Below are 11,187 nucleotides of genomic sequence, written 5' to 3'. Positions count from 1 at the left end.
CGATCGCGTTGAGCACTTGCAGGTTCGGCAGGCTCACATTGCCTCGCTGTCGCGGCAGGCAATGTTCGATCTGTTTGAATTGGGCTTCGGAGATTTCCATCCCCGAAGCATAACCTTAAATCAATGTAGTGTGAACACGCCCTAGGCTTCTGTCGCACCAGGGATCATCAACATGCACCCATCGATTTCGATACTTCCGCAACTCATGGAGATCGGCCTTCAAATCATCCGGTATCGGCGATCGTTCAATTAAGTCGACCAAGCGATCTCGGCTCGTCACCGCATATTCCGATCGAAGATAAGTCTCGATCCCGGAAACCGCCGTGAGAATCGTGGCCAGATGGGCACCGCTTACAAAAGCGACATCCGTCTCCCTAACAATGAACGAGCACCACTCGGAAAGAATAACACCTCCTTGCAGCAGTTCTTCATCCAAGGCGATGAGATGTGACCAACGCTCGTCAGTGTTCATGGAGAAATTGCCGTCCGAATTCTAAGAATTTTCCACCGAGCAACACGCGCGAATGGGCCGTGGCTTCCGAGGGGCTGGCTAGCTTCACGATATCGTCATACTAGACTCTCGCACATTAAACGAGCACCTCGCTCATATACCGCAATTTTCACAAAACTCACACGACATCGGCCGCTGCTTTGGAAATTGTCGGATGCGACACACCGTATTCCTTCGCGAGTCCGCGCGCCGTCGCGCCCGCTGCCAACTTGGCTTTAATTTCGGCACGCTGCGCAGCAGTCAGCGACGACGGACGACCGGCGATTTTCCCTTCTGCTTTCGCGCGCGCCAGACCGGCGTGCGTCCGCTCGACCAGTTGATCACGTTCGAACTGTGCGAACGCGGCGAACATGCGCATAACCAGATCACCAGCCGCACTGGTTACTTCCACCACCGGCAGATCAAGCACGATCACCGTGACCTGCATATTCCGCAGCATCGCAACCGTTGCATCAATGTCGCGCGCGTTCCGCCCGAGCCGGTCCAGCTTGGTCACAACCAGCTTGTCGCCTTCATCCAATTTTGCGACCAGCTTGGCGAACATCGGCCGTTCCATCGCAGCAACCGTCCCGCTGATCGTTTCTTCATACACGTGACGCGGCGCGACAACATACCCCGCCTTTTCGGCCAGCATGATTTGGTTCGCGGTCGTTTGGTCGCCGGTACTCACGCGTGCGTAGAGAAATGTCTTGGACATGGTGCGCTCACTGGAAAGAAACCGTGGCAATTATATCCCGTGGAAATTAATTCTGGAACACGGACTTTATTTCCACTTTTCCAGCGTGTTTTGTAGTGGCAAGAAAACGACCGGTAAATTACCATCCGCACACCCGGCGAACGGGCGAGATGTCGGTTCGATCCTGTGCCGGTGTCAACACCGCCCGCACGATCCGCGACGGAACACGAAGCCCTGCGCCAGTCATCGAACAAAATTCCGTACCCGCCCCAAACAGCATGAAGCCCCGCACAAAGCCGACATCTCACCGCAGCAAAAAGCCGCTGAGCAAGGACATGCTGTTACCACTGACAGCGGCCGTTGCTCGAAAAAAAGCCCTCGAACATCACCTCGCGCTCGCTTCGTTGCAGAACGGCAACGGAACCCCCGACGCCCTCAGCAAGGTATTCCAAACGATCTACCTCGCCTACTTCGTCCATGAGGCGACAGTCGGTCGTCACGACCTAGATCAGTTCCGAATGGCCGAAGCTGCTGTGGTTGACTGCGCAGTGGCCGGGAAGAAAACCGACATCTTCGAGATTCCGGCCGCTGGTCGCGCCGCTGTTGAGCACATCCTGTTGATGCACGATCAACAGTTGGCGACCGTGCCAGCCCACGTGATCGCGACGGCTCATGCCCGCCTGGCTCAATTTGTGGCGAACGAAAAACTGTCACCGATCGCAGGCGTGTAGCTTTCAATGGCTGGCAGGGTTTGGCTATTACCGCAGCCCCCGCGCACCGTAAAGAACATACGTCCAAAGCTCATTGACCAACACCGGGAACTTCTGCGTGTAGAAAACATATGCAGAACCATCCACCAAGTAGTACGCGAGCACAAGTATAACGACTAGCCACACAAGGCCCCGCACGGATTTAATCGCATGTCGAGCAGCCCATAACGGCAGCCTGTCCACCGTATTTTGGTCGCTTCTCCCACTCACCGAGGCGTAGAAGAACATCGAAAGTACAGCATCCCGGATGGCAGCAAACATGAGTGCGACACCTGTGACATGCGACAGGAGCCACGTGACACTCTGCCAATTAAGCTCCCCGGAACGCCTCAGCCCATCAATGCCATAGTCCTTAGCGAATGCCTGCCATGCAGCGAAATTCGTAGGCGCATATTGCGGCGTCTGTGCAGCAAGGATGATTGGCACAACCCCCACTGCAACAAAAGCGAGCATTCCGATCATATAGAGCCACCACCCTACGCCACGAAAATATCCGCGATACAACGAGTGCGCAGCCACACCGATCCATATCCAGACCAACGCGAACGTCGATACCATTGCGACGAAAAGAACCTGCTGACGGAGGAACAAGTATGCTATGCAGGTGGCAGCGATCAGCATGCCCCATACGAGTTGATCGCCTCTTGCCGCGCCCCCGACACTGACTTGAATGTTGACTCGTACCTGAATGGCTTGCTCGATCGTGAGACTATTTTGTGGTACTCCGCCTTGGGGTGCTTGACCTTCTGCTCGCTTCTTGCTGAGCCGATCGATCGCGATTCCTAGCAACGTGCAGGGAATTCCTGTCGCGAACCCGGTCACGAGGGCGATATAAATATCAAGCGTTCGGCTCATCAACTCTTGCAGCATGTGCACCCCGTAATTGATAGATCGATTGAGTGATTTTTCACTTCAAATCATCACAATCGACTGACAGTCCTTTCATACCACTTCACACATCGACCGACATGACCTGCTGCGACGGGATGAGCAATGGAGGTGCCGGACACTTGCAAACGCACAGATCGTCACTCAGCGCTACACGACGACCGTCCGGCCCCGTCATCGGAATTCGCGGGCCAACGCATTTGATCTTGCCGATCGTCTTACACACCGGACAAAACACATCGTCATCCTCATGCGCGATATGCCTGCCGTCAAGCGCGAACGGCGTAGGCGTAGCCTGTACCGTTCCAGCCACCGTCGTGTGATCGCCATCGAGAATCAGGTATCTCGTCATGGTCAGTGTTACCCGTCCTGCTTCTGACTCGGCGACCAATGCCAGTTTGTCGTCCCCCACGAACTGCCCTCGATCACCGGCATGATTTCGCCTGCTTCGAAATATCGGCGACTACCCGCTTTGGCGGGCGTATGCCACCAACCAGCTTCGGGACACGGGTTGCCGCCCGGCACGCTTTGGCGGGCCGGTGCACGATTCACGGGCGGCGGGACAATCGTCGGCGGCTCAGGGATCGGGGGGGCATCGGGCAAATCAAAGCGTGCTTGCCATGTTCGGGAGTTCTTGTTGTCAGCATTTTCAAGTTGCGGATCGTACAAATGCAGCCCGTCAGGTTTCGGGTTGCGCAGCGTGCGTAACACGCTGTTGACGAACACGTACGGCTCAGGAAGCCCCTCTTCGGGTGCGCCCAAGCGCGGAAACGGTCCGGCCCGGACAAGCACACAATGATTGATACGCTCGATTTGAATATCGTCACGATCAAGGGCAGCGCGCAACGCATCTTCGCCGCCAAGCCGTTCAACGAAAACGTCGCTCAGCAACGTGTACCAGTTGACGCCCTTGATGAAGCCCCATCGATGAACTTTTGTTCCGGGTTTCAAAGGACGAAACATTGCAGTCAATGCACCATTTTCATTCTCTGTATATGAGACAGGATCATATTCGTCTCGCCCAAAATGGGCACAAGCATCGACCTCAATTCCGCTGAACCGCTCGGCAATCGCCCATTCCTGTGCCTGCCATCGGTGATAGTCATACGCGGTCACTGCCGATAGGCCACCGTAACCGCCACGGACATCTAGTTGCTCGCAGACGTAGTGCAGGAAATGCTCGTACTGCGCTTGACCTTCCGGTTGTGTGACTAACTCCATTGGCACGCTGAATTTCAAGAACGACAGTCCCATTTCTTCCCCTTTCGGGACCTTGTAGCCAGCGGGAGATTCGTAGTCGAACGGATTTGCACTTCCTGTCAATGTTCCGATTGCGTAGTCAGGAGCGACGGTCGAAGTTGGTGCGCTCGATCGCATGACGCTGACTTGGGCAAAGCCCGGGCTATCGCTAATCGCCTTGCGGATTTTCTCAACGCCCTTCGCTGTTTTCTTGCTGAACTTCGCCAAGTCCTCATCCTTTCCAGTGATGAGGTGTTTGCCGAACATTTCGTCAAATTTGTCGAAGCACGCAAGCAGGCCGCGTCGTCCCTCTGGCTTCGAGCCGCCAGCAAAGTACACCGTCCCGATGACCCCTGGCTTGACAGCAAAGCTGTTGTCCGCCAAGCGCACGCTCAATTCTTCGGCGTAGCGCGCATAGGCTGCGAATGGCGTCAGCACCACAGATTCATTGCTCATGTTGAACGTTCTGATAGAGATTCGACAGTAAATTCCCGTGCGGTCACGATGCGGCGGCGGTCACGCCTAGCGCAAGCGCGAGCACTGCGAGCGTTTCCGCCGTGGCGGCTGCAACAATCGCGGCGAGCGCAAGCAGTATCGCCAGCAGGGCTTCCGAAAGAACGATGATGATAACCACGCCCGCGACAACAGCGGCGACGACAACCAGCCCCTTGATGATCGACGTGCCAATCTGCGCCCAATTGATTTTCTTGAGCAGTTCCCACGTCATGTCCGTCGAACGGACAATCGCATCCCATCCTGCCTTCAACTGCGCGGTCGTGTAGCGGTAAATCTCGTTGCCTTTTTCATCCACCCATCGCCAAGTCGCTGTCGCACTGTCGGCCACCCATTTGCCAGCGGTCAGCGCCCACGGTGCATGCTGCTGCAACCAAGCGTGCGTTTCGGCTGACAAGTAGGCAGCCCCATCATTCACCGCGTCCCACGCGGCTGCAACGGCCGCATGCCCTACTTCCCCTGCTTGCCGAATCCATGCTTCGTACCATGCAGGTTGCGCAATCGGATCGGCCGATCGAATGGGTGCACGCAGTTGTCGTTCGCGACGCTTCTGACGCAGTTCCGCTTCGCGTTGCTCCGGCGACATCGCGAGCGCCCGTTGTCGCGCCTTTTCCAGATCGCCGTGACAGTCGCTGACATCGATCACTGACATGCGGCGCGTGTACTCACCCGGCCGTCCCGCAATTTTCCGGTATGCATCTTCTTGACCGAAGCCCCATGCATCCCCGGGGAATTTAACCTCCACCAGTCGCAGCGAATTATCGACATGCGGGTTGCCTTCGTGATCGACAGTGCTTCGCCCCGGCCAGCGATCGGCTGGATTGGTCACAATGATCACGTCTGGCCGACGAGTCATGATGAGTTTCACTGCATCGACAACAATATTTTTCCGTCCGGGAGGGAACGGATTCAACGTATGCCGCCGTCCGGGCCCCTGTTCTTTGTCGCTACTCAGAAAAGGGATAGGTGCATCACGGCCATTTGAGATATATTCCGGCCACATGTCAAAGCAGACCTCCGCTTTGTACTGCCACCGGAAGTCAGCCACTTCCTCATCGACGCGGATCGCCGCCGTCATCACAACCTGCTTGAGCGCTGAAATCGTGTTCGTGCCGTCAGGCAGCTTGATATTGACGAAATCCGGGGCCTGCAACGCGTATTCGATCTTCTCTTGTAAATAGCCCTTCGTGCCCGCCGGTAGCTCGGCGTACGTAACCCTGTCCTCATTGACGGTCGTGCAGGTCGCGACCGGTTCCATCGTGCCCGCCATACGTCAGTCCTCCAAGTAGTCGCGTTGAATCATCGGTTTGTCCGAGCCTGCAAACTGCCACGATTCGACCTGAGCAGGCTTCGCCTTTACGGCTTGCAGCGGCACATCTTGTGCGTTCGGCGTGAAAACCGGCACTGTCTCGCCAAGATCATTCGTATGGCCGAGCACAGTCCGCCCTGATGGCAGCTTCATTTCGTAAGCGTGTCGGATCATCGGTGTACCGTCCGCCTGATTTTTCAGGACGTACCGTGCTTGATACGACGGTTTGAACTGCGGCATCGTGTACGACTTGCTGACCGGCCCTGCGAAACTGAACGACGCGCCCTTGAAGTCAGCGTTGCCGGGTGCGTGTATCGAGACGTTGCCGCCCTTGATGCGGATCGTTGCGCCGCCGCAGTACAGGACTAGCTCCTGATCGGCTGCAATTTCCATCCGTCCGGCTACCGACAGCAATTTCACAAGCTGCTGCGCGATCATTTCCAGATCGCCTGCTTGCGCCTGTATTTCGACCTTTCCCTTGCCAGCTACGGCCTTGATGCCTTGATTCCGTGCGAACAGGCTCAGATGATTTACCGCAGCCGTGTGCATCGATCCGCCCGCTGCAAGATAAGAATCCTGACCGCTGATCCAGTTCGCCTGTTGGTCGGCACTCGCGTGAAGCGATTGATGTGTAGACAGGCCAATACCGGCCGGACTGCCGAGTAGCAACAGCGGTGCAGCGAACGCGTTGGCGTTACCCGTGCCGCCGCCCGCCGTACGTCCGCCGGTAGCTTCGCCGGATGCAGACTGCTTCGTTGCATCGGTGAACGCCGTCAGCGCATCAACGCCCGGTTTCAGGCTCTCGGCCTGATGCTGTTCGCTCGCATCCGAAATGCTGCCGAGCAGGTTTTTCGAGCGCGTAAGCTGTTCTCGCGCCTCGTCAACGTCTAGCTGATCGCTGTCACGCGAAACAGGGTGCGCACTGATCGACACGCCCCGGCTACCGCGCATCGAAGCGTAATGGTCAGCGTGCAGCAGCAACCCCGAACCGAGATATCGCCCACGTGTGTTTCCGCTCTGCTGAATCAAATAGCCTTGCGCGATCGATGCGTAGCTGCTCCCCGTATAGCTGACGAGCCGTGTACCGCTTTGATTCGTGGCGTCATCGTGGACAAACGAATTGAATGCGCCCGTGCCGCCGAATCCCTGTGACTGAAAGCCCGACAGCAGCACATTCGAATGCCACGGAGAAGGCGTCGTGCCGCCATTGACGCGCCCTAAAATGAACGGCTTGTCGCAATCGTTTGCCCAGTAGGCGATTAAAACCCATTCACCGGCCCGTGGCACGTGCACCGATCCGTAGCCGTTTCCCGTATCGGCCTGCATGGTCGATAGCAGCGGCGACGATGCGAACGTGCCATCCGGATTTTTGCGGTCCCATGCGAAATGCACACGGACCTGATTCCGCTCGTTCGTCCATGCTTCCGATCCCTGCTGCGTCACAACGATCGCATGCTCGATCGTCATGTTCGGCTTTGGATGCGCGAGCGGGCTGCGATATTCAACGCTTGCTTCTTGCGCCTCAACCTCAATGACGAAAAATCCCGCCGTTCCATCTTGAGGGTGCTCCGGTGTCTTGAACCGCGCCCCGTGTGCTGCCTGCTGCTCGGCCAGGGTCGCGCGCAGACTGCGCGGATATTCCGTCGTCTGTTGACCAATCGACACGTTATTTTCGATATACCACCGTGCCTCAACGACGAGAAATTCCCGCTTCTTGGGGTCGCTGTCGGGATGACGTGGATGGTTGTTCAGCGTGAACCGCAATCCGGCATCTAACCAGCGCAACCCACCGACGCCGAAATACCGGCGTGCACGCGAATCCCACCCCTGTACGCGCCGACGTGCGCGCGCTGCACCGCTGTCTGAATTGGAGTATCCGTACGCCGTCGGCTCGTAGACGGTCATGGGCGCAGCAGGAATGCTGCGCGATTCCGACTGTCGCCCACTGCCCACCTCGTAGACCGTGGATTGCAGGGCACTTTCCGTCTGGAAATGGGATGTCGGGCGCTTGTAGTCGAACGCACGCGACATATAACGCAGGCTCTGCATGGTCTGCATGACCGCCCACTGCGTGAACCCCTCCGCTTCGTGATCAGTGTTGCCACGGTAATATTCGGCCGGCTTCGCTTCCGGCAGCGACGATACGCGGTCCACGATGACGACCGTCGTTTTCGGCGGCTCGCCTTCGTTCGTCGGTTCGTGAACCCAACGGAGATACATGCCTTCATCTTCGAGAAGGCGGTGCACGAAATGAAGATCGGATTCGCTCTGACGGCACCATGAGCGCACCGCAGGTTCGCGCGTCAGGTCGAACCGGAACCGCCCCTGCAGCTGCGGATAGCGGTTGAATACGTCGGAAATGATTTCGCGCGCGTCCTTTTCGAGCCACCCTTCATCGTTGTGGGTCTTGCTCAGGAAAATCAGCGCGGATGAAAATTCAAGCTGGTACGTTGATACGCTACCGTCCCCGCCCAAATATCCAACCTGATGCACGAAACCGTGCACGGGTCGATAAACCGAATCTGCGTACGGTGCCGTACGCTGTTGAATCCACAGGGTGACGGGCTGATGCATCAGCGACAGCAGCGCCGTATCGTCACGCAGCGACGCAACGTCGATTGTCCAATGGTAGTCACCGCCAATCCCGGACGATCCGCGCGCCCGCAGCGGGGTCAACGCGTTCTTGCCGAGCGGTGTATCCAGCATCAACAGCCGGTCGTGCTGCAACAAACCGCGATGAACGGCCTCGTACAGGTCGCGATTCTTCAGGTCCCCGATTGCGGGTGGTCTGAGTACCATTTCTTGTCGTCCTTCTCTCAGGTTCGAGCTACCGTCAGAGAAGCGACACACAGACGGTCAGCCAGCGGCGACGAAAGGTCGCTCTCGCGCGATTGTAGCTAAAGTCTGAGGAATATTTACCGACTTGACGAAAGTTGACGCTGAGTCAGGAAGATCGAGCAGAAATTTCCCGATGAACTCACTGCCGTTTGGCATCAACCGCCGCGCCCGCTTCGCTTCTTTGACGACGCTTCGATCAACTCAAAAGCATCGTTTATCAACTTTTCGAACGCGTCCTGTTGCGCAGGCGACAGTCGCTCAAGCCGCTCCTGAATTCGAATCGCACGATCAAGCGCCCCCGTTCCGCTGGCTCCCAACAAGTCGGCGAGACGACAGTCAAGCTTTTCTGCAATCCCTGCGAGTCGTTCGAGATTCGGAATCAACGTTCCTCGTTCGATTCGCGATAGGGAAGATTGCTCGATCTGGATGAGTTCGGACAATTTTTCCTGAGTCATTCCAAGCGCCTTCCGGCGAGCGGAAATGGCGTCGCCAATGGATTTCGCAAGTTGTGCAGCGTTGCTCAAGACGGATGTCCTCCCCGGTAGTCGGGGAAGTGTCTGTTCTCGTCACGGCAGCGTGAAGGGCGTCACAACACATATTATTCGTCATAAAGTATATTATGTGCGGTAACGAATTCCAAGGCGGCGCTTCGGGCCGCGTGCACATCTTGGCCGGTTCCGGCAATGCGGCAACAACCTCGGATGCCGGAACCCGTTTTCGCTGACGGTCCCCCTGTCGGCGCTTTTTATTCTGCGGGTCGGCCTCACCCGCGTCGCCCGTACACCTACGAAAACACAATGCAGACCAAAAACATCATCCGGGTACTTGCGGTGCTGCCGCTCGCTATATCACTCGCAGCCTGCAACAAACCCGCAACAAAAGTCACTGCGCTCGATCGCGTCTACACCGTGGACGAGTTCACCAACAATTTCGGGATGCGGCAAACGGCGCTGTCCGCCTGCAACGCCAATCCCGGCGAACTGCGGTCCGATCCGAACTGCGTCAACGCCACTGCTTCGCACATCGGTGCCGCCGCCGAAGAGGATCGGGCTTACCAAATTAGGCGAATCGCCGCTGCACAAGATGTCGCGGTCATCACGGTCGCCCTCAAGCTCTACCGGCTCGACAATGGTGCGTATCCGACGCAAGCGCAGGGGCTGCAAGCGCTTATCGAGAAGCCCACCATCGACCCGATCCCGAACAACTGGAAGGAAACGGGCTATCTGACGCGCCTGCCAAACGATCCGTGGGGGCATCAATACCAGTATCTGAACCCGGGCCAACACGGCGAAATTGATGTGTACAGCGTCGGACCTGCCACCGACTTCAAGTACAGCCTCCCGATCGGTTCGTGGCAGAACGACGTACAGGCGTGGGAAAAGACGTACATCGAGAAAGGCACGTTCAACACGTCCGGCCAATGAAACGGGGGAACAACATGCAATCCAGAACGAAAAATGCGATCGCCGCAGTCGTAGGACTCTCTCTTGTCGTCGCAGCGATCACGGCCTTCGTGGTGCAGCACCCGTCACCGACGCAGGACGAAGTTAGGGCCGTAAAAGACGGCGGCACGGATGTCGCGACGACCAGCGCGAACCAGACAGCCACAGCACCCGCGCAAGCCGCGTCGAGCGCTTCGGATATCCCGCCGCAGGTGCAAGCGCAACTCGATATCGCCGGACAGCAGGCGCAAGCGCGAATCGTGACGCCGCTCTCAACGATCATCGCCGACTACAAGGCGAACGAAGTTGACGGCGACAATAAATACCGGGGGAAATGGGTGCACTTCCGGGGTGTCGCCGGAAGCGTCGAAAAGGACATCGGCGACAAACCGTTCCTGTACGTGAAGCCGACCGATCCGGCATCGAATGATCACGTGTCGGTACGCTTCGATGCAGACGGACTAAAGGATGTCGCGAACGTGCGGCCGGGACAAATCATTGACTTGTCCTGCCAAGGCGACGGCAAGGGCCTAGCGACGCCCCGCTTCGTGTCGTGCAGTTTCCTGACCGGCGACTACGTTTCAGCGCCGTACGCAGCGTTACAAAGCCGCGATTCGGCGGCTGCAACCGACGATCCGATTTACCAACCGTCGTTCGATTGTTCGAAACAGAAAGGCGCTGTGTATTGGCTGATCTGCCACGACGCGGACCTTGCAGCAGCGGACGTGCGGCTTGATCACATCATGCTCGGACTCAAGAGCCGCGCACAAGCGGCTGACAATCTGGCAAATTCAACCGCGCTCGCTCAGAAATTCACGGACTCACTGCGACTTGCGCTACAGCAGCGCAATCAGTGCAACGACGTGCCGTGTTTAGAGGTGGCTTCGCTCGTTCGGACAGTTTTCTGAGATTTTTAAGTGGAACGTCCGAGGCAATCATGCTGCCGATTTGATCGCAGGCAGCGTCGCGAAGTATGCCTCATCCGGCGTCTGATCCGCCAG

The 11,187-nt window shown here is 57.3% G+C and carries 10 protein-coding genes and 2 pseudogenes; 4 read left to right on the top strand and 8 right to left on the bottom strand.

Features of this window, described 5'->3' with window-relative positions:
- Positions 1 to 115 precede the first annotated feature (115 nt).
- Together WS62_RS34970 and WS62_RS25980 are read right to left on the bottom strand one after the other, a co-directional pair.
- Positions 116 to 472, bottom strand: a complete 357-nt coding sequence (locus WS62_RS34970) for a hypothetical protein (RefSeq protein WP_197422926.1) — start codon at positions 470 to 472, stop codon at positions 116 to 118.
- Positions 473 to 629: 157 nt separating this feature from the next.
- Positions 630 to 1,208: a recombinase family protein gene (locus WS62_RS25980; RefSeq protein ID WP_066577054.1), complete on the bottom strand. Its 579-nt coding sequence runs from the start codon at positions 1,206 to 1,208 to the stop codon at positions 630 to 632.
- A gap of 257 nt (positions 1,209 to 1,465) precedes the next feature.
- Here WS62_RS25980 and WS62_RS25975 point away from each other — a divergent pair, with 257 nt between their 5' ends.
- Complete coding sequence (locus tag WS62_RS25975; protein ID WP_066577051.1) at positions 1,466 to 1,918, top strand: hypothetical protein; 453 nt, start codon at positions 1,466 to 1,468, stop codon at positions 1,916 to 1,918.
- A 27-nt stretch (positions 1,919 to 1,945) separates the two neighbouring features.
- Here WS62_RS25975 and WS62_RS25970 read toward each other — a convergent pair whose 3' ends face one another.
- The 6 genes from WS62_RS25970 to WS62_RS34960 all read right to left on the bottom strand — a co-directional run bounded on the left by WS62_RS25970 (position 1,946) and on the right by WS62_RS34960 (position 9,268).
- Positions 1,946 to 2,827: a hypothetical protein gene (locus tag WS62_RS25970; protein ID WP_066577042.1), complete on the bottom strand. Its 882-nt coding sequence runs from the start codon at positions 2,825 to 2,827 to the stop codon at positions 1,946 to 1,948.
- Positions 2,828 to 2,909: 82 nt separating this feature from the next.
- A complete protein-coding gene (locus WS62_RS34965) occupies positions 2,910 to 3,197 on the bottom strand; it encodes a PAAR domain-containing protein (RefSeq protein ID WP_082721294.1) in 288 nt (95 codons plus the stop codon).
- Between the two features lie 8 nt (positions 3,198 to 3,205).
- The gene (locus tag WS62_RS25965; RefSeq protein ID WP_066577040.1) at positions 3,206 to 4,540 is read right to left on the bottom strand and encodes a type VI immunity family protein; all 1,335 of its coding nucleotides are present in this window, start codon (positions 4,538 to 4,540) and stop codon (positions 3,206 to 3,208) included.
- Positions 4,541 to 4,583: 43 nt separating this feature from the next.
- Positions 4,584 to 5,867: a VRR-NUC domain-containing protein gene (locus tag WS62_RS25960; protein ID WP_066577037.1), complete on the bottom strand. Its 1,284-nt coding sequence runs from the start codon at positions 5,865 to 5,867 to the stop codon at positions 4,584 to 4,586.
- Between the two features lie 3 nt (positions 5,868 to 5,870).
- Positions 5,871 to 8,705, bottom strand: a complete 2,835-nt coding sequence (locus WS62_RS25955; RefSeq protein ID WP_066577035.1) for a type VI secretion system Vgr family protein — start codon at positions 8,703 to 8,705, stop codon at positions 5,871 to 5,873.
- A 194-nt stretch (positions 8,706 to 8,899) separates the two neighbouring features.
- A complete protein-coding gene (locus WS62_RS34960) occupies positions 8,900 to 9,268 on the bottom strand; it encodes a helix-turn-helix domain-containing protein (protein ID WP_156441140.1) in 369 nt (122 codons plus the stop codon).
- A gap of 159 nt (positions 9,269 to 9,427) precedes the next feature.
- Here WS62_RS34960 and WS62_RS39085 point away from each other — a divergent pair.
- The 3 genes and pseudogenes from WS62_RS39085 to WS62_RS25945 all read left to right on the top strand — a co-directional run.
- A pseudogene (locus WS62_RS39085) lies at positions 9,428 to 9,748 on the top strand (EexN family lipoprotein); the annotation flags it as partial.
- Positions 9,749 to 9,790: 42 nt separating this feature from the next.
- Positions 9,791 to 10,102, top strand: a pseudogene (gene gspG, locus WS62_RS39080) (type II secretion system major pseudopilin GspG); the annotation flags it as partial.
- 80 nt (positions 10,103 to 10,182) lie between these two features.
- Positions 10,183 to 11,094: an OB-fold protein gene (locus WS62_RS25945; RefSeq protein WP_197422925.1), complete on the top strand. Its 912-nt coding sequence runs from the start codon at positions 10,183 to 10,185 to the stop codon at positions 11,092 to 11,094.
- The last annotated feature ends 93 nt before the right edge of the window (positions 11,095 to 11,187 follow it).

The sequence above is a fragment of the Burkholderia sp. ABCPW 14 genome (genome assembly GCF_001523835.1).
In the GTDB taxonomy this organism is placed as follows: Bacteria; Pseudomonadota; Gammaproteobacteria; order Burkholderiales; family Burkholderiaceae; genus Burkholderia; species Burkholderia mayonis.
The sequence above is the reverse complement of the archived record's forward strand: the minus strand, read 5'-3'. Positions and strand labels throughout refer to the sequence as shown.